Source organism: Halorientalis pallida, assembly GCF_049605515.1.
Classification (GTDB): Archaea; Halobacteriota; Halobacteria; order Halobacteriales; family Haloarculaceae; genus Halorientalis; species Halorientalis pallida_A.
This window is the reverse complement of sequence record NZ_CP187156.1, coordinates 19247-41288: the sequence shown is the minus strand read 5'-3', so window position 1 is coordinate 41288 and position 22042 is coordinate 19247. Positions and strand designations below refer to the sequence as shown.

The 22042-nt window shown below is 52.4% G+C and carries 16 protein-coding genes and 1 pseudogene; 10 read left to right on the top strand and 7 right to left on the bottom strand.

Annotated features, from left to right (window positions below; translation table 11 throughout):
- The first annotated feature begins 8 nt into the window (after window positions 1–8).
- Entirely contained in the window at window positions 9–887 is an 879-nt protein-coding gene (locus ACOZ4N_RS00135; protein WP_424016211.1) for an HNH endonuclease, read from the top strand.
- An 84-nt stretch (window positions 888–971) separates the two neighbouring features.
- On the opposite strand, the gene ACOZ4N_RS00130 is transcribed toward ACOZ4N_RS00135, so the two are convergent.
- Together ACOZ4N_RS00130 and ACOZ4N_RS00125 are read right to left on the bottom strand one after the other, a co-directional pair.
- Window positions 972–1403, bottom strand: coding sequence for an HNH endonuclease (locus ACOZ4N_RS00130; protein WP_424016210.1), 432 nt, complete (start codon window positions 1401–1403; stop codon window positions 972–974).
- A 551-nt stretch (window positions 1404–1954) separates the two neighbouring features.
- On the bottom strand, window positions 1955–2530 hold the full coding sequence (locus ACOZ4N_RS00125; RefSeq protein WP_424016209.1) for a hypothetical protein: 576 nt from the start codon (window positions 2528–2530) through the stop codon (window positions 1955–1957).
- Window positions 2531–2826: 296 nt separating this feature from the next.
- On the opposite strand from ACOZ4N_RS00125, the gene ACOZ4N_RS00120 reads away from it, so the two are divergent.
- Together ACOZ4N_RS00120 and ACOZ4N_RS00115 are read left to right on the top strand one after the other, a co-directional pair.
- Window positions 2827–3915, top strand: coding sequence for a winged helix-turn-helix domain-containing protein (locus ACOZ4N_RS00120; protein ID WP_424016208.1), 1089 nt, complete (start codon window positions 2827–2829; stop codon window positions 3913–3915).
- A gap of 337 nt (window positions 3916–4252) precedes the next feature.
- Complete coding sequence (locus tag ACOZ4N_RS00115; RefSeq protein ID WP_424016207.1) at window positions 4253–6337, top strand: RecQ family ATP-dependent DNA helicase; 2085 nt, start codon at window positions 4253–4255, stop codon at window positions 6335–6337.
- A gap of 136 nt (window positions 6338–6473) precedes the next feature.
- Here the strand turns inward: ACOZ4N_RS00115 and ACOZ4N_RS00110 are convergent, their stop codons facing one another.
- The 4 genes from ACOZ4N_RS00110 to ACOZ4N_RS00095 all read right to left on the bottom strand — a co-directional run bounded on the left by ACOZ4N_RS00110 (window position 6474) and on the right by ACOZ4N_RS00095 (window position 14785).
- Complete coding sequence (locus tag ACOZ4N_RS00110; protein ID WP_424016206.1) at window positions 6474–7805, bottom strand: hypothetical protein; 1332 nt, start codon at window positions 7803–7805, stop codon at window positions 6474–6476.
- Window positions 7786–10746: an AAA family ATPase gene (locus tag ACOZ4N_RS00105; RefSeq protein WP_424016205.1), complete on the bottom strand. Its 2961-nt coding sequence runs from the start codon at window positions 10744–10746 to the stop codon at window positions 7786–7788. Before ACOZ4N_RS00105 ends, ACOZ4N_RS00110 begins: the two co-directional genes overlap by 20 nt.
- 340 nt (window positions 10747–11086) lie before the next feature.
- Window positions 11087–13858 (bottom strand): DUF5797 family protein, encoded by a 2772-nt coding sequence (locus tag ACOZ4N_RS00100; protein ID WP_424016204.1) that lies wholly within the window; start codon window positions 13856–13858, stop codon window positions 11087–11089.
- A 123-nt stretch (window positions 13859–13981) separates the two neighbouring features.
- Window positions 13982–14785, bottom strand: a complete 804-nt coding sequence (locus tag ACOZ4N_RS00095; protein WP_424016203.1) for an HNH endonuclease — start codon at window positions 14783–14785, stop codon at window positions 13982–13984.
- A 444-nt stretch (window positions 14786–15229) separates the two neighbouring features.
- Between ACOZ4N_RS00095 and ACOZ4N_RS00090 the strand changes: the two genes are divergently transcribed.
- The 5 genes from ACOZ4N_RS00090 (at window position 15230) to ACOZ4N_RS00070 (ending at window position 18739) form a co-directional block, all read left to right on the top strand.
- Window positions 15230–16390, top strand: a complete 1161-nt coding sequence (locus ACOZ4N_RS00090) for a hypothetical protein (RefSeq protein ID WP_424016202.1) — start codon at window positions 15230–15232, stop codon at window positions 16388–16390.
- A 387-nt stretch (window positions 16391–16777) separates the two neighbouring features.
- Window positions 16778–17017 (top strand): hypothetical protein, encoded by a 240-nt coding sequence (locus ACOZ4N_RS00085; protein ID WP_424016201.1) that lies wholly within the window; start codon window positions 16778–16780, stop codon window positions 17015–17017.
- A 312-nt stretch (window positions 17018–17329) separates the two neighbouring features.
- A complete protein-coding gene (locus ACOZ4N_RS00080) occupies window positions 17330–17713 on the top strand; it encodes a hypothetical protein (protein ID WP_424016200.1) in 384 nt (127 codons plus the stop codon).
- Window positions 17710–18075 (top strand): DUF2085 domain-containing protein, encoded by a 366-nt coding sequence (locus ACOZ4N_RS00075; protein ID WP_424016199.1) that lies wholly within the window; start codon window positions 17710–17712, stop codon window positions 18073–18075. The genes ACOZ4N_RS00080 and ACOZ4N_RS00075 overlap by 4 nt, the downstream gene beginning before the upstream one ends.
- A gap of 79 nt (window positions 18076–18154) precedes the next feature.
- Window positions 18155–18739 carry a hypothetical protein gene (locus ACOZ4N_RS00070; protein WP_424016198.1) on the top strand — a complete coding sequence of 195 codons (585 nt, stop codon included), beginning with the start codon at window positions 18155–18157 and terminating at the stop codon, window positions 18737–18739.
- A gap of 106 nt (window positions 18740–18845) precedes the next feature.
- On the opposite strand, the gene ACOZ4N_RS00065 is transcribed toward ACOZ4N_RS00070, so the two are convergent.
- Entirely contained in the window at window positions 18846–19709 is an 864-nt protein-coding gene (locus ACOZ4N_RS00065; RefSeq protein ID WP_424016197.1) for a DUF2250 domain-containing protein, read from the bottom strand.
- Between the two features lie 222 nt (window positions 19710–19931).
- Between ACOZ4N_RS00065 and ACOZ4N_RS00060 the strand changes: the two are divergent.
- A pseudogene (locus ACOZ4N_RS00060) lies at window positions 19932–21452 on the top strand (transglutaminaseTgpA domain-containing protein); the annotation flags it as partial.
- A gap of 175 nt (window positions 21453–21627) precedes the next feature.
- The gene (locus tag ACOZ4N_RS00055) at window positions 21628–22008 is read left to right on the top strand and encodes a hypothetical protein (RefSeq protein ID WP_424016272.1); all 381 of its coding nucleotides are present in this window, start codon (window positions 21628–21630) and stop codon (window positions 22006–22008) included.
- Window positions 22009–22042: the final 34 nt, after the last annotated feature.

Sequence of the window (22042 nt, the reverse complement as noted above, 5' to 3'; positions counted from 1 at the left end):
TGTGATCGATGGAGGATAGCAGAGAGTACCGTGTCGCAATAAAGGAGTCGGCCATCGATGAAAACTCTCCGATCAAACGACTGGTAGAGAACTCGGATAGTGATTTTGCAGACGAGCTCACATACCAATCCCAAGGACAAGCCCAACTCGCGACCCTTCGCCTTAGCACGCTCGGCGAGAAAGCACTTCGGCTCCAGTCTGCGGATCACGACAAATCCAGGTTTAACGGGTATATCGTCAGTACCGGACAATCGGCTGGTGGGTACGGACGGACAACAAGAAATGCATCCTCAGGCTGGGAACACAAGCGGAAACAAACACTCGAACGGGATGATTTCGAATGTCAAGAGTGCGGTGCTCTTGGTGGGATTGAGGGTGACGTTGAGCTACACGTGGACCACAGTACCCCACAGTTCGCGGGCGGTACGGACGATCTCGAGAACCTGCAAACACTTTGCCGGGAGTGTCACATGACTGCCCATGGGAGTCACCCAGAGACATGCCGGGCGTCAGTAGGTCAATTGGCCGCCAAACTCAGCACCTTTGCTACCGATGCATACCTGCCCATTTTCGAGGGCTCAGAACTCAAGAATTGGCTCGATGAGACAATGGACATGCGGGTGCGTTCAGGAGATGTTCGTGACGCCTTAACCGATCTTGAGCGGTACGATCGATTTGTGCAGACTCACATTGAGCGAGTGTGGGAAAATCCATTCACAGAAATGCGTCATCGGGACGAATATACCGTCTATTACGTTGCAGACAGCATTGATCACCCGGACCGAATCTCATACGACGATGGCATTGTCTACGATGGGCAGCAGCTTTATCGGGGGGATCTCAAGGCGACGCAGGGCCAGCAGTCAGCGTTGGACAACTTTCGCTAACTGTGCAATTATGTTCCTTTATTCCTCTGAACGGTATTCACGACTGGTGGGCTTTCGTCTGATGGTCATGGCAGTTACGTCTAATCAAGAGATGCTGTGATAGTAGAGTGGATACTCCGAGGGATTGAATTCCCAGTCCTCGTACTTCTCATATCTCGTGCTTTCAGGCTTTGCCGTCTCATTTCCGTGTTTCTCAATCGCCTTCTGACGGGTCAGTCTGGGCCCCTCGTAGGCTTTTGACGTATGCTGATTAATTGCATTTCGGGACTCATGAGGGAGCTGCCGGTGATAGAACCGATACGGTGGCCGATCGAGTCTATGGATCAATTTGTGACAGCTTTGACAGACTGGTATCAGGTTTTCTATCTCATCGTTCGTTTCATCACCATCGATATGATGCAGGCTAAGTTCCTCTTGCTTGCGACAATGGCGCCAGCCTTCTGGGTTCCGCCCACAAATCACGCAGGCTTCACCATATTGGTCATAAACCAATTTGCGGAGTCGATCCGATGGCATTATTCAACATAGTCACTGGCCCTCGTATACCTAATTGTTGGATTGCTGATGCTGGAAAAGGATAATTGTTAGTCGGCAGAAGTGGAGTCGCTCAGGGCGTTGTTCATTTCTGTAAGTTGGTGCCGATAGTTCAGGGAATGTAGTCGCAGATGTGACTCCGTGCTCCAGCCTAACCAACATTCCACCAAGCATTCGGCAAGTTGGTTAATTCTACAACTCTCTGCGAGAGGAACGACCACACTTCGACACCGGGCGAGATTATACGCCCCTCGACGGCAACTTGATCACCAATGGCGCCGGTGTCTAGGCAGATACCTCCAGCTATTGTTCGTGATGCTCCACCGCCCACTCAGTGACGACTGGAACAGTCGGATGAGCATGTGATGAGTGGAGGTTGACCTAAATGTGGATGAGTCACAGCTACTCCAAGATTCGACGGGGCCCCGTACTGATATTCAACAATGCAATTTTCTGACGGTGAACATCCGATAGCTAGGGTCTCCGTGTCGTTCACGTGGAAAATACGCCTGCAGAGGAGCCGCTACATCGAACTACACCAGGTCATCAACAAGCCCTTCGACGAGTGACTGGTACTCAGGCACGGTTTCCCACTCGTAGAGCTGTCCATAGTAGTCAAATATTTCAAAGACACCTAATGACTGCATCCAACTGTATCGTTGCTTCTCTAAATCGGGAGGATACGTTCGTTTCAGCAATCGTGCCTTCTGTATGTAGGAGCGGGATTCAATCAAGAGACCATGTTCAATGAGTTGACCACCTTTGTCATGCTCACAGACACCGAGGATATAATCGGAGCCATCAGCAATGAGCTTGAATTTCAGAATCGAATTGAGGTTGAGATCGATGTCCTCCAAGAAGTCGTCCATTCGGTAAGCGACACAGTCCGCTGAAAAGTCGTTGATTGTACTTTTCAAATCATTCACCCGGTCAACATCAGCATCAGCGAAACTCCCGAGCACGAAAAACCGAGTCCCAGCATTGGTGACCAGTTCCGCCCACTGCGCGCGAAAGTGCATGAGGGCTTCATACTCTGCCGGTGTTAGAGGTTGGTGAGCGTGCCCTTGAGCGCGCTCGGCAATTTCTCGCTCCGATGGAGGATCTGTCATTGTACGCGTGTACGGGAGAGTTAATTAAAACACTTACGACCACATCGGTTTAGACCAATTTGGTCTTTGCCACAATGTTTAAGTGCTTCTAGACGTTACATCAGAGTACATCGGGGAACCTCCCACTACGGAGTCCGTACCCACGGACTGGATCGGTTCCCCAGTGACAGCCCGTAGCAAACCAGTACCGGCTCCGGGATGGGGAGCTTGTAGCCAACCCCATCCAAGCAACAGAGGCATCACTGTGGTGCCGGAGGAGCTACAGCAGGCGGGAACCACAACGAGAATTAGAATCCATGTTCCACAACGCACACCACGATTATCCCGACACGACGAATGGTCCTAAGGAAGAGATTGAAAGCCGACGTCAGCAGCTCAATGTTGTTACACAGGAGACGCGGTTTGTGTTGATTCAGAATATTCTGTCGCATCCTGAGCAGCTGCCAACCCTCAAAGAGTTGGATTATGTGAACCCAAGTAAAAGCAAGAGTACAATCCGTGAGCACCTGGAGGTCTTAATTGAGAACGGGGTTGTTGAAGAGCGGACGCTCCCGAAAGATGAGCGAAAGCGCGATCTCCCATGGACGTTCTATGGGCTCACTGAAGAGGGTCGAGACCTACTCGATGAGTTTGATCTCCTTGGGGCAGAAGGCACTTTGCAGGACATGTATGAGATGTTGGAAACAACAGCAGAAATTAAAAAATATGCGGATGCACCTCGGCCCAACAAAGAGAGTGAGCCTGACCTGAAAGAGGAGACAGCTGCACTGGCAGATTACATCCGTGGCGAAAATCCAGATGCGGAAACCATCCAAGACCAAATTGCAGTCGCTAAAATGCTATATGAGGCAGGAATCGGGCCTGAGAACGAGGGTAAAACGACTAATGAGATTGCAGAATCAATTGCATTCTCCCATTCATCTCAGACGGCTATTCAGAATCTCGTAGCTATTGATATCCTCGAAGAGTCACAGCACCCGGAACCGTCAACTTATGTTATCAGTGAGCGGCGCGATGAAATCATCAATGGCGAGGTTGAAGCGACAATCGAGGCAGAAATGGAGAATCTCATAGACCATATGGTGACACATATGGATGATCAGCTCATCTCTGTCGATGATGTGCACGAGGGGGACCAGATTGCTCTGCCTGATGGCGCCGGCCCAACAATCCGATCAATTCTAGCCACGGAATTCGACATCCAACCAAGCGACGTCGAAGACTATCTCCGAGAGGGCGATCGTCTGAAGAAACTCAACGCGGCTGTTGATGCAATTGAGGAGAGCGAAGGTGTTCAGAAGAAAGACAACTATGGTCGGATTGTTTTCCGGCGATCCCCTCGTCGGTATCGTCTGACTGAGTTTGCAGTGGACTTAGCCACATAACCTCGCTAACTCATTGTCTTTCGCACTGAACAATATCACAACCACGAGACGACCAACTTTTCCGTTCTAATTCCGGAACGAAGGTATCGTCTCAAACTAGGGGTGTACAACCGCAATCGGCAGCCGATTAAAATTCATCCCATATTTTTGGAATTGGTTTTCCAATTTGACCTCGCAAATTCAATCTATCACAGTATAGTTGGATGTGCAGGCGAGAATCAAGCTACAGTTCCAACGAGGCCGCATTAGGGAAGGAGAGTCTTATCGGCCACAACAGCTTATCACTCAGGCGAGCCATCCCCAGAATCAATAAGCAGCGGGGAGAGAGTACGCATTCGTGACTGATTCGTCGGGCCATGTGTCAAGAGCGGAGGCACAGCAGTTATTGGAGCAAAGCATTGGTCCGGAAGCAGAATTTCGACCACACCAATGGGAGGCGATTGATGGTCTCGTAAACGATCAGGAGCGGCAGTTGCTCGTTCAGCGCACGGGTTGGGGGAAAAGCACGGTCTACTTTATTGCGACCAAATTGTTACGAGAGCGTGGTGCAGGGCCAACACTCATCATCAGCCCGTTGCTGGCACTGATGCGGAATCAGATTGAAGACGCGGAAGAACAGTTGGGTCTCAATGCTTGGACAATCAACTCGAACAACACTGAGGAATGGGCTGAAGCAAAACAGCGCGTCGTCGAGGGTCAGTGTGATATCCTTCTCATTTCACCAGAGCGACTTGCGAAACAGGATTTTCGAGAGGATGTTATTATGGAAATGGACGAAGACATAGGGCTGCTCGTCATCGATGAAGCTCATTGTATCTCCGACTGGGGCCATGATTTCCGACCCGACTACCGGCGAATCAAACGCATTCTTCAGGAGTTCCGGAGTGACATTCCAGTTGCAGCGACCACCGCAACAGCGAACGACCGCGTTGTTGATGACGTCACCTCGCAAGTGCCGGACCTGCGGGTGATCCGGGGCGCACTTGTTCGAGAGTCACTGCGAATCCAGACTATCACCATGGACTCACGAGCCACTCGACTTGCGTGGCTCGCGGAGAATCTCGAAGAATTACCATCAGCTGGAATCGTCTATTGTCTGACCACTGACGAGGTCGAGATGGTTGCAACATGGTTGACGCAGCAGGGACTCACTGCAAAGCCCTATCACGGCGGGATGGAGGGGGATCACCGAGAAGAACTTGAGGCTCAATTATTAGCAAATGACGTCGACGCACTCGTTGCGACGAACGCTCTTGGAATGGGATTCAACAAGCCTGATCTTGGGTGGGTTGTCCACTTTCAGCGTCCGCCGAACCTCATCAGATACTACCAAGAGATCGGTCGTGCTGGACGCAGGTTGGATGAAGCGTATGCCGTCATGCTTTCCGGTGAGGAGGATGACGAGATTGCGGAGTATTTTATTGAAGAAGCCTTTCCTGAACCGGCAGACTTCGAAGCCGTCCTGCAGACCGTTGAAGAAAGTGATGAAGCCTTGTACAAGTATGAAGTCCTGAAACGGACGAACGTCTCATGGAAGGTGGCCACGAAGTGTCTGGACATTCTGCGCGTCGAGAATGCAGTGCTCAATGTCGATGACGGAATCAAACGAACCTCTAAGGACTGGGAATATGACTACGAGCGGTTCGAGTCAATCACAGAACAACGCTGGCGAGAACTGGCGCAAATCCAGGAGTTCGTCGACACAGATACGTGCCTGACAAAGTTTATTGACGATGTGCTCGACGGCACGATGGAGGCCCCATGTGGCCAGTGTGCCAACTGTGCTGGCGAGTTCTTGCCATCGACGGTACATGATGAGGGACTCGTCGATGAGGCAGTCGAGCACTATCGGTCGGCTTCTTGGAGCGTGATTTCAGCACGATACTACGATCCAAGCCGCGATGGAGGCCGCTCGAAGATTGCTGAATCACGTAAACCAGAAGATGGTCGCGCCCTGACGGTATATGGAGATCCGGGGCTCGGTCACCTCGTACGGGAACAGCATGGAGCTGGTGAACCGTACAGCCAAGAATTGGTTAAGGCTGCAGTTAACCACATCCAGACCGTCTGGGAGCCGACACCTATGCCCACTTGGGTGACGGCTGTGCCATCACGTAGTGAAGATGATCAGGTCGCTAACTTGGCCTCACGAATCGCGGAGGGACTGGATCTCCCTTATGAAACAGCCCTTCAAAAGGTCGAACAAACCGACCCGCAGCACGAGCTGGCGAATTCATATCAGAAACGTTGGAACGTCAAGGACGTCTTCGATGTGAAAGGGTCTATTCCTTCAGACCCTGTCCTATTAGTCGACGGGACGGTCAATTCACGGTGGACACTCACAGAGGCAGGCCTTCAACTACGAGATAATGATAGCGGCCCTGTGTATCCATTTGCCCTGGCAAAGCGGAGTTATTGGTGACTGGGACTCTCGACTTCTCATGGCAATTGTATCCATGTACTCCACCATCTTCTCACCAACAAAAATATCGATTCCGTATTCGTTCAGTCCAAGAATCCCCGTACAAGGGGCCTGAACGGGTATTGACCTGGAAACGTTAATAGTTAAATATATCTCCGGACTCAACTTCGTCTGCTATCGATCGGTAATCGAGATGCATGACATCATCCTGTGTATCCTTGGATGGGTGTCCATCCGTGATCACGAGCCCAGCTAAATCAATTGATCCGTCATCTACCACGTAGCTCTCATCTGAATCAGAATGACCCGCGGTTTTCTCATACCGAGCGTACTCAAGATACTCAAACAGTTCTTGGACAGCGTCCGAGAACACGCTATGACTTGCGGAGTGTTTGAATTCGCCGAGGACAATCTTCTGCGGTGTCTCATCGTCGGTTTCCCGTTCACTGACGATGATCACAAGATCTGGACGGCCGCGGTAGAGGGGGCGACGGTTTTCACGCCCCAGAAACTCTTGATGCCGATCGAGGACTCTCTCGTACCGGCGGAGATACTCGTCAGTGGGGCTCTCTGGCAGTGACTCTTTGAATGTCAACGGTCCCGACTCGTCGTGAAAGACTTCGATCTGCCAGCGGTCAGTTCGAATCTCTGCAATTGCACCACTCCCAGCCTCGATTGGGTGCAGCATCACCGCATATTCGTCTTCTAAACTACGAAGAAGCCTAAATACACAAGCAAGCTCAAACAGCGTTGCAGTGTCGGGCACATAGAGCGTGTTGAACAGTATCTCCCGGACACGTGGGTCACCAAACTCGTTGTTCCGCAGTCTATCGTACTGCTGAAAGAGCTCGTAGGCTTCGTAGTATAGCGGCTGTCTGGACCGTCGAGCAGCCTCAACGTGTGTCGCCTTGACCGGTGTGTCCGCATCAGCGTCGATCCGTTCGAGGTGGATGTTCCGAGAGACACGTCGAACAAATGCCTCCACATCGGCGTCTGACCATGCGTTGCGTCGCCACGATTGATCAATTGCCGATAGATCCGTCTTGACCGTTTCCACGAGGATACTCAGGAGAGTCTTCAGGAGGATATTCTCCGGCAGTTGGTATTCGGTATAAGGTGATCGTGTGACGAACTTCGACCGGTCCTCTGGATTTTCTGCGTACCGAGTTCGGAATGTCTGGCCCCAATCGACTGCCCCCCGAACCTCGCCCCGAATGTGCTCGCGTTCGACGTTGTTCGCAGTCCGTATCCGACGCAGTCGTTCCGGCAGATCATTGATATAGTCTCGAACGGGCTCCGAGAGCGCAAAGTGAATGCGTTTGAGTCGGTCGAAATCGCTAATCGAGAGCCCAGTCGGATCCAGTTGCTCGGTTACCGCCTGCTGATTGATCGGTCGGCCTCTGCCGAGGTAGGCGATTAAATCGCGCTGAACCGTCTCTGCGAGTGTGTTACGACTGGTCTTGCTCATCAGTCAGATCGATACCAAACATATCCTCCGCTGTGCGATACAGACGCTCTGTTTCCAATCCAGGAGTCCGCCCGGAGGCGATCGATTCCTCATCACCATTGGGGTCCAGTAATCGTTCCCGCGAGGTGTCGAGCCCTTTGAGGAGTGCATTCCGTTCATCGGGTCGCATTCCCTCCAGCTGTGGCAGTACCAGCGCGATAACCGCGTCAGTGAGTGCTGTACCAGTTGCGCCACCCTCCATTTCGTAGGCATCGACATAGGTGACGATATCGTGGAGTATCGCAGGACCGATTGACCGGTGTGTAGAAATGTTTGCCCACAGTACCGCAAGCGGTGCAGCGAGGTTCTCGAGCGTCCTTCGAAGCCCCTCCTGTTCATCGAGGTCGGCAGCTGCAAGCCACGCTCCGGCGTAGTTGCTTGGATCCGCGTCGGATTCATATCCTGGGTCGAACAGCCATTGTTTGGCATAGCCCTCCTCAGTCCGTGCACGTGGAATCCCAACATGAATGAATGCAAACCGGCGCATGAACGCATAGGACATCTCGTACAGCGACGCCTTGTCCGCGGTATTCATCGTTCCGACGAGCCGCCATGAGGGAGTCATCGGATACCGGTCCGCGCTCTTAGCAATACGAGAGCGCTCGTCCACCCCGATGTCGTCGTCAACCCACTCGATACGGACAGGTCCGTCCTCAGCTGACCCTTCATATGGTAACTCTACAGAATCACCTGTCAGTACCGAGAACAGTTGGCCAAACGCCTTATCGATATCCGAGCGATTGAGCTCGTCGATGACCAGCCAACGATTCACAACATCGCCCTCACGGGAGCGGAAACAACGGAGGAACTGCCCGGGAGAGAATTCGAGGCCGTCACCTGCACCATCCTGAGCGGGCATATAGCCGCCAACTGTATCATATGCAGTCCACTCCGAGGTCGCCGTTGTGAAGATCCAGTCATCAACAGCATCGTTCATAACTGCGTGTTCGCAGACCCCTTCAGCAATCTCTGATTTCCCGGTTCCAGGAGGTCCAGTGAAGATGAGGTGTTTGCCTGAATTGATGGCTGCTCGCATCTGGGCCGTTAGTTGCGCTGCCTGCTCCGGTGGGTAGTAGAGTCCCCGCGGAATGTCCGGAGTGAACCTCGGACTCGAAATGAGATCCTCGATCCGGTTATCGTCGGCAACTGCCCTCCCCTGTTCGAGAAGATATTGTCCTGCGGTGTCCGGAAGTGGGAACAGATAGTCTTGGTTTACTCCCTGCGGGTTCACCGGATTGTGACGTTCGAATCGGTAGTCATCCTGGAGCAATTGCTCGAAGATCGCTGCAAAGCTGACCGGCGATTCAAACCGTTCAAAATCAACGTCAACCCGCTGGTACTCGGTATCGTCCTTCGAGATCCGATATGCTGGTGTAGAGACCGTGGATGACCCGAGCAACTCACCCTCTCGATAATGGATTACCGTATCACCTGGTTCGAGCTTCCGTAGATCATGGGCCCAATAGTCGTCGAGTTCTGCCTCAAGATACTCACCTTGAATTTCTGCCGGATTGTTGTTCTGCTTGACCCAGTAATAGTCCGCAATCCGAGAACTCGATTCTTCTTCGATCCAATCCTTATCCGGTCCAATAGCACTGTTTCTGATGTCACGACTTCGTCGTTCGAGTTTGATCAGATCGTCACCGAGGTCCGGTTCACGGTTTGCCAGCGCCCATCGAAGTTCCTCGAATGCGTTTGTCCGATCTAACGTTGGCCGCGGGGAGAGACCAGTTTCTGTCTCCCACTCCTGAGTTCGCGGCTGATCCCTGGATGGGTCAGCTATCCATTCGACAGATCGGTAGTGTGCGTGACTCACCGATACCTCATCGACCCGCTCGTCAAGATACGTATCGTCGTACCAATATCCATCCCCATCAAGAACGCCGATCCCAAGCAGATCACCACCATCCTTTGCGATGATGATCTCTCCGGCAGAGAGTTCGTCATGAAAACGTCGAAGGTAGTCGGCTACCCGCTCGCCATCGTATTTGGCTGTTTGATCTGCAATCTCATCGTCCGTGAGTTCTGAGAGATCACCGATATTCCAGCCGATCGAACAGACACCGTACTCTTTCCAAGCAGGCCATAGCTCATCCGGCCCGCCATCGGACTGATGACCGGCGTTAAGTTGCCAGACCGACCGATTGGGGATGTCGTTTGCCGCATACCACTCAGTCGTATCCGTAGCGCCGTTGACCCAGAAACAGAAGTTATCCAGATGTCGGTAGTGGTCGCGGAACCCAAAGTCACTCCGCACAGCTTCGAATATCTCGATCGCATCAAAATATCGCTGTGAGTCTTCTGGAATATCAATTCCGAGACAAATATCAAGCGCACTCGTAGTTTGGTCGTTTACGATCGGATAACGCTCTGGATGAAGCAGTGAAAATATCGGCGAAAGCGTCCCAAGACCAACATTCTTCAAATCCAGCTCCAAAACCTTCGCAACTGCATTATCCAGTTCCTCATCCGTAGCTGATTCGTCGAGCAAGGTTCCGAAGGATTCGAGAAGTGTCCGTTCGGTGTCACTGTTCGGAACGCTCGCGGGGTAGGCAGTCCCGCCAACGATTCCGCTTTGCTCACTGTCCTGAATCGCTTCTATGACGCTCTCTAATTTGGGAGAGTCAATACCTGTGTCTCGAATACGCTCAATCGTGCTTTCAGCACCGATTGTTCTCGAAACCTGGACTACTGATTTGAGTGCTGTAAGTTCCTGAGTATCGAACGACTCTGCCTCCAGAAAGGCTTCCAACAATTCACTGGTAATCTCGGCAGTGTGATCGTGCGCGGCTCTGACCGACTCCCAATCTCTTGCACGATCATACTGGTCTACCAAAAAGTGAGTACAGTACCACTGTTCCTTTCCAACATCGAGACCTGCCTCATCGTACTGTCCACCCATTATCAGGTCAAATGAATAACGCAGTTAAGAAACTACCCTTCGATGTTGGGATAGAGACTATTCATGAACCCATCGTCATCTGGACGGTCGCTGAGATTTGGTCTATTATGAAGGGGCCATGAGTTAGTTCTTAGATTTTTGTACACACCGCAACGTGAGCCATAGGACCGTGAAATCCCGCCATGCTTAGCGATATCACCATGGCCTTCATTTCCTCATCTGTGTCACGTGCTGCGGGAATGGAATGTGCAAATTCTTGCTTGGTGAAGTATACAAACGTAAGGGCTCGGAATATAGATTTCTAAGCCCATAAATTGCTTCTACCGGTAGTTCCCCCGGATCAAATTTCGGTCGGCGGTGTAGTAACGGAAACGAGTTTCAGACCTGCGTCATTCAAGACTATGAGCCCGTTTCCATTACGTTCAAGATAATTGGTGAGGCTATTTCGGAGATACCCATAGAGTTCAGAACCGGAATCGTATCCCCATGTTGAACAAAGGTCTGCGTTCTTCGTTGGTGCCATGTCTGCCACCTCGTGAATGCGCTTGAGGTCACGTTCGTCGAGATCAGATGGAATTGCATCACTTTCCGGCACAGTCTGCTCAGAATCACCACTGTTAGCGGAATGATTTGAACTCTTCCCAGTCGTGTACTTGGCTCCTGATTCTGGTGGGGCCTTGATTTGGGATCCAGATCCTGACTCTGATGAGGATGGCCCCGAACCCGATGAACTACCCTCCGTATCGTCTGACGAACTGCTGATATCGAGCGACTCGATGTCCGTCTGCTTTTCGCGAGCGACGGTAAGCAGGCGCTTGAGTTGGATGGGGTCATCTTGATAAATCGGATACAACCACCAGAGTTGCTGGAGGTTGCTCGGTGCAAGAACAGTTTCTTTCCGAACTGTCTGCATCGCCCCTTCCCACTGCTGTTCGGACAGTCCTTGACTGTCGAAGGCCAGCGACTCTAGCAGTGCGTTCGCCGCCTTGACCGATATTGAGTCGATGATCTCCTGAAGATTGAGTGGCCCGTCTATTGTTTCAACAGACTCCTCTTCGGCGAGTTCTTCGGCCCAGAGTTCGTTTCCACGGCGTTTGGCACGATTGACGATTTCCGGATCGATAGCGGCCGATTCGAAGTCGGGTTGTTGGCTGATTCTCTCTCCAAGCTCTCGCACCCAGTGGAGCTGCTGGGCAAACGCCTTGTCGTCAATACCATCCAAGTGCTGATCCTCGGGGACAGCAACATAGTGATGAAAGTGCGGACGCTGGTCGGCGTGTCGTCGAAGAATACGACCCATCCGCTGAATGAGCTGGAGTTCAGTTTTTGTCCCAGCGACGTTGATTCCCACTTCTGCGTCGGGTACGTCGATTCCCTCGTCAAGCAGTTTTGGTGCAATCAATACACCATTGTCGGCGGCTTTGAACTGATCAATCCGTCTTCGAACGGTCTTGTCCTTCTTTTTGCTCGAGGACTCAACCTGGCTGTGGACCGCATACACGTCATCACAGACACGAGATAGTTGTTCTTCAATTTCTTCGACCATGTCGATGTTCATGGTGAACATCACGATCTTGATGCCGTCGCCGTCAGCAGTAAGGTACTCTTCGGCGAGGTCAATCGCAGCATCAAGTTTCGGGCGTGAACGATGCCGGATCATGTTCCGGCTCATAATCGCTGCGTGCAGGTTCTCCCACGAATCGGGGACAGTGTCTCTCTCGATATTTGCTGCCTTATGCGCACGGATGAAGTCGCCTAAGTCCTGGAATTCCGTGAATGGGACATCGAGATTCCGGAGAAGCTTGGTTGAGCGGTCGGAGTACCGAACCTGTTTGAACAGATTCGTGATGCGGTTAGTCTTCTGTTCCCACTCATTTGCCTCAGATGCTTCAAGCGGTGTCGGGTGGACTGTCCACTCAAAATCAGGGATAATCCCGTGTTCCTGAGCGTCCTCAACAGAGTAGGTGTAGACGACATCACCGAGGAGAGACTCAAGCTCTTGGCGCTTCTTTCCGCCTTCTCTTCCAAGAGTTGCAGACAATCCAAGAAGCGCCTTGGTCTGGATCTGGTTGAGTGCAGCACCGAAACCACCGTCACTTGTATTGGAGTAGTGGTGGGCCTCGTCACAGATGACGAGATCGTACGTTTTGTCGGGAGGACCACCATATCTTGGTTGGAGTGAGTGAATGGTGTGGAATTCGACCGTTCCGGTCGAGAACGTGAGTTCGTCCGGCTGTCCGGACGTATCCGCACCAGCGACGTTTAGTCCCAATAGATCGCGGATTTCGCGCTCCCACTGGCTGAGTATTGCGTTCGAGTGAGCGATGACAGCCACAGAACCATTCTCTGTTCGTTCGTCAGTCCCCCAGACGTCAAAGTCATGATTCGGGAGGACGCCACAGAGATGAGCTATCGCACCGATTCCGGCGACCGTTTTCCCGGTAGCTGTGGCCATCTCGAGGACACCATGTCGACCCGCAGAAAGCCATTCTTTGAGTCCTTCCTGCTGGTTTTTCCACAGTGAAACCATCAAGACTGGATATTTTAGCGAGTCGACGAGGTCGTCATGGTCGAACTCATTGTATTCGTCGATGGCGCTCTGGAGCTCCGATAGCAGATTCGAGTTCCCGTATACTTCCTGCTGGATTGCGGTCGCGTAGAGTTCGAGGATGTAGAGCGTCCCATCACGGCTCATGTGATCGAGTTCCATCTGGCTCGGGTCCAATCCCTGTCGGCGGAGATGTTTCGTCAACAGCCGCTCTGCTGACTCCGAGAGGACATCCACAGAATCGGTATACTGGTTTGCAAGCTTCTTGTTCAACTCAGCGATGCTTTCACGGAATCGGGCGAATTCTGTACTTTCAGAGTCGGCAATAGAGGCTTGATTAACGCCGCTGAGTCGATCTTCGACAAATTCAGAGAACCGCTCGTCGTACGCAGTTCGCATAGCAGGGAGATCTGCAGGATGCAGCGGGCCAATGTACCGCGAGAGATGAACGTAATTGGCCAACTCACTATCCATCAGGAGGAGCTGTTCCAATGTGGGTTTATTTTCTAGGTGAGCACTCGCGTATTCATCAAAATCGCGGTACTCCGGAGCGAATGAAACCACTACTGACACTATCGTAGGACAGACATTTAATAATTGTGTCAGCTAAAATTGAGCCTTCATGTGTTAGGTAAAGTGGTGACATGGCCACCGGTGGCCACTATGTTGTTCGGCACCGCTTCAACGTCACCCGGAGTACCGTTTCCGGATCCTGTCAGTGACAGTTCGCTGAATTTCGACTCCGTCCCACCGCTCGCGGTCGTTTTCGGTCAGTTCATCATCCAGTGTACCCGCGTCCGCTAGCTGGTCACGATACTGCTTGAGGTACTTTCCCCAGACGATTCGTGGCACAGGTTCCCCGCGCTCTTTGCACCAGTCAATGACATCTGCATCCCCTTTCGAGGAGTTACAAGATTGGCAGGCAGGAACCTGGTTGCTGATCGTATCCGATCCACCTTGTGCAGTCGGTATGACATGGTCAAATGTCGTTTCGGCTTCCGTTTTGCAGTAGATACAGACGCCGAAATCCTCCTGAAGCTGGTATTTATCTTCCTTCGTAATGGAGGCCATTTCATACTCACCGTCTTTCAGCTGGCTATATCGTTTCCACAGAAAGCCTTCATGCGTTACGTCAGCAGCCAATTGGATCAACCGGGCATACTGGTAACAGATGAGTTCATGATACGTCTCAATGTTCGACGGCAAGCTTGCTGTCGCACGAATGAGGCGAGGTTCAGGATAGGCATAGTGATCCACTGTCGTGTCCTGGACCGTATCCCAGAGATCCGCCCTGTCGATTGATTCCCAGTCCGGGATCTCATCTGAAAGTGCCTGCTCAAAAACCACTACACTGACCAGAGCATCTGATTGATAGCCATCATTGAAATCGGCGACTGTTTGGCCAGTTCCGGGCACATCCCACTCGCTGGCACCAGTGTCGGCTTGGTGGATTATCACCATACTCGTTTCCCCATCCTTATCTCGGTCCATGACTCTCTGTCCAACTGAGAACCGCTGGGAGGGTTGTCCATCAAGGCTTGGTTCGGTATCAGACATTCACAGGATTCTAAATGTTCAGTTGTATACTTGCTACTTGATTCTTAAGGATTTGATAGCTAACGGTTCCGGTTGGTGGTAAAGAAGGCTCTCCCCCCTGAATAGAGAAATTCAGGAAGGTATCAGAGAAAAATTGCCACAGAGTTCAGAGTATCAATACAGGCTGACGATCCACTATCTTGGTGAGAATTTAACAGACTCTGTCAAGACCAGCGTTCGGGATACAGAGGTTGAGAATACTATTACGTTTCAATTCAATACTGCTTGGAGTAAGTGTCATTAAGACTAACTTCAGAAAGGGAGTTCAGATAGTCTGCATACACTTTCACCATGGTCTACTCAGCCTTAAGATGTCTCTCATCGTAACAGAATTAAAGAATGTCTGATGAAGTATGGCGTATTCTTGGCATCGGTGCCATAGCTCTCTTGGTCATACTTGGTGCAACAGGATCTCCATCGACAAAATCTGGACCAATGATGGGTGGTGGCGGGGGCAGCATTCCTGCCGATAATCAATCAGCAGTAGCAACTCCAAAGCCAGCTGTGGAAGAGATCTCTGTCTCTGATGCGGAACCCGATTCAGCAGGTCTCAAGAAAAATGAGAAAGAAATAGTCATCACTGTCGTTTCTAATTTCACTGCAAATCTCACAGGGTCCGAAAGCGAGCGTCGGTCTACACTGATTACAGCAGCAAATAAGACTTGCAACATTCACCAAGACGTAGACAGAGAAATCACCCTGAAAGACATCAAAAGGAGCGGAAAGGACTCTAAGAAATCAACTCGACGTCTGGCATACTCAGCTGAGATTGCAAACGAATGGTTTACGAACGAAATTCCAACTGCGAAGTTCAATGATATCCGCGATGGGGTAGGAACTGCGACGAAATATCTCCCACTCATTGGATCATACAATCGGTTGGCTGATGCAGCTTGTGACGCGGCAGAGTATCAAAATGAGACAGCGATTCAACGGTTCCAATGGTCAGCGATGATGTTCGGTGTTGACGTTGCGTTAATCCAATCAAATGTCTTCTACAAACCTGCATTCCGTACGACAGGCATAGCCACGAACCAAGCACGCAAGATTGGGCTCTGGCGACTCCGTCGATTCTGTGGAAACCGATGCCTCGGACTCGGGATGAGTGAGGTATATGCTGGTCTCAAAACCGCGATGTATGGGACGACGGACAAACTCATTCATGACCTCGGTGTCATGGGGATAGAACAGAATCAAGTTGACTGGCAATGGCTCGCCCAGAAACAGGGTTGGAACGGGAGCCAACTACCCGATAGCTTCCCGAATAAATCTCAGATTGACTCAGTGGGAGACACTATTAATGACAGAGGAAAACATGGGTTGCGTGCCGTGGAGAATGCGACGAAGAAACATCTCGAAGATATTCAGAATTCTACTGAAGGCTTTGGCAAGAAAGACATTGGAAAGGCAGCCTGTGAAACTAAAGATGCTGTAAAAGGGTGGGTCGAGGGCCTCGGTGGTAGTGAAGATGACGGGAAGGACAACGACTGTGGGCAATAAAAACTGATAACGGTAGTAGTCCAGAACCTCGGTGAATTGGGCGTCGTTCAGAGACGGAATTGAGAATAATTTCCTCTTTGGTTTAGCCGTAACAGGCCCAGAAACTGTCGCTATGCCACCAATGTATAACCCTCATCTGAACCATATCACGAAATGGAATCTGGAAAAGAGTGGTAATGGTGTCACCTGTTTCAGATTCTAAATACCATATCCATCCTGTAAGAAGTATCTGGACCCCTGGCGATCGGTTGGGGCCGACCGACGCCGATAAGCACAGATGGCTGAGGAATGATAATATATCAATCATATGGGGTACAATAATCAAGGACAACATTGTGAAATGAACTGACCGCTAATTTTATGTGACAGACCACCGCGGTTTCTCGCATGGTAGTTGCTGAGTCACTGTGGGCTGCGGGTTCTGTTTTCTCCATGCTTGGACTGGGGGTTGTTGGCTGCTGTTGCCAGCAACAACAACAGCAACAACAGACTTTGAATCTAGGAGACGATAGCGATGAGCCAAAGAGGATCTGTCCCGAGTGTGGGATAGAAAACCCACGCGAAGCAGATTACTGTGGAGACTGTGGGTATTCCTTTAAATCTGGAAACACCGATAGCGATGAGTAGTTCGTTCCGAGATCAGTTAGATTCACAGCAACAGTGGACAATCGTGGCTGTGGCGCTTATTGGGGGTGGGATTCTCGGAGCTTTAGCGAATCCCATGCAACCAGGGAGTGGATTTGTAGTGATTGGGCTGATTTTCGGTGGTGTTGCGTGGATGTTGGCGACGGATTCAGGAGCGAAATTCCGCGAGGAAATGCAGAATGACCAACAACACCAGCAATCCACCTCTAACTCAAAACCCAAGACTGTCTGTTCAAATTGTGGCTGGCAGAACCCACAGCACAATAACTACTGTAACGACTGCGGCGAGGAGCTATGAGCGAGAAACCGTTTCATGAAAAGGTTGAGGAATTTAACGCAAATAAACGAGATACCCACCCGTTTAAGGAAATTCCTCGATGGAAACGGTGGGCCATCGGTGCTATTCTCTTTGCCACACCGATAATACAGTTACTTCTCATGCTCAATGGACAGGTTGTGATTAGTGTTCTGGCAGGTATCATTGGTCTTGGATACCTTGCCGGATTTACGAAACCTGGGAGAGGATTCATCCATTTCGCCATTGAGAACATGGACGATGACTCGTCAGGGATCTCGTCGACGGAGACAAAGCGAGTCTGCCCTGACTGCGGATGGCAAAATCCCCAGCACAACAACTACTGCAACGACTGTGGTGAGCCACTAGGAAGAGACGAATGACTGATCTTATGGAGCGTCTATTTCGAGCATCACAGATATTTCGGTCATATCCCCTGTGTCATTCTGATCCGTCTCGGTCGTTTTGCTATCGAGGACGCTATTTTGGCCTCTGTGCACGTTGTACCACGATGTATCTGGGTGGGATACTGACGATGCTTGCCTATCTGCTCTGGGAGCCTGTATTTCAGGGAATTCTTTCGCTGGTCGTCGGCGGTCTACTACTGGTGCCAGGTGGTGTCGATGGAACCACACAGATGTTTGGTGATCGTGAAAGTACAAATTCGCTCCGTGCCGTCACTGGGTTATTACTTGGAATGGGGGTTGTTATCTTGGTCTATGGTTTCGTGACCATGCTACTGTAGGCCGATGTCCTCGATAAAGAAGTCCGTCTTAGTCGAAATTTTATTCACCCGATACAACGGATAGTCAGCAGCTATAATAATGGCGAGCAAACGGCGTGGGATACTCTATTTGGCTGCTGGACTAGTCGCCGCGGGAGCAAAGTTTGGAGACGAAGCGGCGACCTTGCTCGCCCGTGGTAGTGACGAAGTCATTGAGGCTGGGTCCAAGAGCGGCGATGAGGCGGCTCGCGGTGGCGACGAAAGTGGGTCCGCCCTCGATGACGCTGTGAACAAGGGGAAGAGAACTGTCCGCCAGCACCGGATTAAGTCAGCAATTGCGAATGAATCGGTGACAGAGACATTCGAGATTCCGACCGATTACTATGCTGGCTTTGAGGCTCGGCCCAGCCAGCGAGCCGAATTATCCTATGAGTTCGAGGTAACAGGAGATGCCAATATTGACGTGTTCCTTCTCGATACCATTGAGTTTGAGCGATATACCAATGGCGACAGCGTTGGCTCGCTCTCATCTGAGGACATCTTGCTGCAGTCAGCTGGGACGCAGACGACTGAATTGGAGCCACTCTCCACACGATACCTGATATTCGATAATACGGCAGTCCCTCTGGCAGAGGCAGGTAAGCAGGTCTCGGTTACAGCTACTGTCACCCTGTCGCTGGTGTGAGGATGGATTGACTGATTATGTTTGGTGATGTATCCTCCAGAACCCTCTCTAAACGATCTTTCCCGCCGAGAGACAACTCGTCTAAGTCTGCAGGAAACGGCCTCTCCTACTCGTTTAACTCCCGCAGCAGTTCGTCAGCCACGGATGTCGTCACGTAGTAGGTGTGCTTGCGGTGGGTCTCGTCTTTGGGTTTCAGCTTGCGCTCGCTGGCCTTGATCGTACTCCCCTCATAGGTGGTCACCAACCCCACGCGTCGCAACGCTCGGTACAGGTGGCGGACATACTCAAAGTCCATCGCCAGTTCCTCGGCGGTCATCCGCGGGTAATCGGGGCCACCACGAGCGAGTCGCTTTGCGATCGTCTGCCCGTCTGGCAAGTGCCGGAGGACGTTCTTCTTCCCGTCCCGTTCTGCCAGAAAGCGCAGGAGGTGATCGCCCTCCCGTGAGAGCCGGTAGTAGGTGTGGTGCTGGCGGACCTCGTCGGCCTTCTTAGCTTTCACGCGGCGTTGCTTGACTGTCCCCGACTCGACGCGTTCCAGGAGACCAGCCGTTTCCATCTTTTCGCACAGTGCTTCGACCTGTTTCCGCTCGGCATCAAGGTGACCCGCCATCGAGCGCGGATAGTTCCCCTCGACCGTGTCGAGGTGATACAGAATGCGATATGCCACTGGATCGGCCGGTAGTGGGGCCAGATGGCCGACGACGGCCTGTTGCTGTTCGAGTTCGGCTTCCAACTCCTTCACCCGTTCGTAGCGCTCTTGGGCGTTGGCCGCTGGATCTTGATCGAGATCCAGCACGACATCGATAGCCTCGCCCTTCGGGGTCTCCAGTGTGACCGTGAGCTCCCCATCGTCCCAATGGTCGCCGGGTTCGTTGCGCGCCTCTCGGAGTGCCTCCTCGACGGTCTGGTAGCGGGTCATGATCGTGTCAGCTTCCAGCCGGAGGCGCTCGATCTCGGCCTCGGAGACCATCCTGACCCCAAGTACACCCGTCGCCCGCTTGAAGCCACCGTGTCGCTTTCGTACGGCTCCAGCCATCCAGTTGATGAAGGGTTACAATAGGGAACTGAGCCACCAGATGGGCAGTGCAACAAACGAAGGTGCTTCTCAGAAACATCAGAACCGAATCGTTGCTAATTCAATCCATCATTCAAGTCGAATGATTTACCCTTCTGAAATACAACACATCGGATAATGTCGCGGGACCTCTCGGGGGCGGGGTTATCAGCACTCTGTATTGGAACGATTGTCCTGGCGTCGTCACTTTTTGGGGTTCCGCTTGCTGATGGAGGCGTCAATAGTGGGCTTGGCGACAGTGGAACACCTGAGCCACAGAGCGGGGGCGGGACAAGTGGTGTTGGAACTGCGGATGGAATGAGAACACCCGGGGCAGGGGCCGGTGGCAGTAGCGGTGGCCAATCGAGGCCCGGAGAGGCAACGCGCGTCTCACCCGGCTCCGGTTCAGGTTCAACTTCGGGTCCGGGAACGGGACCGGGACCGGAGAGTGGCGGCACTTCCTGTGTCTATGGTGTGCAAACCGCCACCCATGATCAGCAACAGGACACTCCGGTCCAGTACACGTCCGTCCGCGACCGTGATATCGGAACGCCCACGCCAGAACCCCCTGAATCGGACCGATGTCGAAACGCACCCGATCGAAATGTCAGTACCCCTTCGCCCTCTGAGAGTGATAATAACAGTACAGCAAGCTCCTCGACTGGGAGCGGAAGTGCAGGCAGGAATGAAACCACCAATTCAACGCAAGGCTCCGGGGGGGCAGGTACTAATTCATCTGACAAAGGGCAGAACGGGCAATCTGGGGGCGGGGGCACGCAAAGTTCGGAATCAGCATCAAGCGGGGGTGGACAGCAGTCTGGCCGCTCGGCGTCTCGGTCACAGCAATCCATCATCGGACCGTCACGCGGGAACCGTACCTCCCTCGGAGGGCCTTTGTCGGAAGGTAGTCAACAAGTCCAGTTTGTCGTGGAGGCCGACACTTCCGCATACTGGCGGACAATGGCATATGACCGGTACACGGGAACCGGTTGGCAGCGAACGGTTGAGTATCGGCCGACAGTACCGGCGCCATCAACGAACCGAGACCGCTTCATCCACGAAATCACCGCCAAACAACCACTCCCTGCGCAAACACTGCCGACAGCGTGGCGACCACAACGGCTGATCGACGGTGCAGAGTACGGTCGAATCACGGACGATGGACGGCTCGTTTCGACCCAAACAGTCGAAACCAACGAGAGCTATACGGTCACCAGTCAGCTCCCACCGTCCACTGCAGCAACCCTTCGACAGGCAGGCGGGACCGCGCCACCTGCACTGGCCCAACACTACACCGAACTGCCTGCCAGTGTGCCCGACAGAGTCGATGTGCTGACAGACAGTCTTACGAGCGATGCTGATACTCGGTACGAAACAGCCGCTCAGATCGAGCGTTGGCTGGAGGCAAACAAGAATTACTCGCTAAAGGCCCGCGACGCACCGTCCAATTTCGTCGATACATTCCTTTTCGACATGGATCGTGGGTACTGTCAGTACTTTGCCGCCGCGATGGTCGTGATGTTGCGGACCCAGGACGTCCCAGCCCGCTATGTCACCGGCTACTCACCGGGCCAGCAAACCGATGACGGGACTATCGTTGTCCGGAAAATGAATGCGCATGCCTGGGTCGAGGTGTACTTCCCCGGTGAGGGATGGGTCCAGTTCGATCCCACACCACCGAGTCCTCGAACCACAATGGAGGAACAGGCACTTGACAGTGCTCGTGCACAGGGGGTTGCTGGCGTGGATACGCCAGCCTCTCAGGGCGAATCATATTCACCTTCCAGCCAGGGGAGCCCCTCAAAGTCAGGCGGTTCCGGCTCAGAATCCGGCAGTGGCGGTTCAGGACAGAGCGGGGAGCAAGGTAGCGGGAGTGGTCAAGAAGGGCAACAGAGTGGCGGCAGTGGACAACAGGGCCAGAGCGGGAGTAGTGGACAACAGGGCCAGAGCGGGAGTAGTGGACAACAGGGCCAGAGCGGATCCAGTGGCCAGCAAGGACAAAGCGGAAGTGGTGGAGAGCAAACTCAGCAGGGTGATCAGGGTCAGCAAGGCCAAAGTGGCAGTTCCGACGGAGAAAGCAGTGGGTCAGAAAGCCAAGAGGGAACGCAAGGGTCGTCGAGCGACGAGGGCGGCGACCAATCTCAGCAGCAAGAGGAATCAGAAGAAACTGAATCCACAGAGGAGTCCGCAACACCCGCGTACAATATCTCGGTGAATAAAGAGCCGATTTCCGGCCAGAACATCACGGT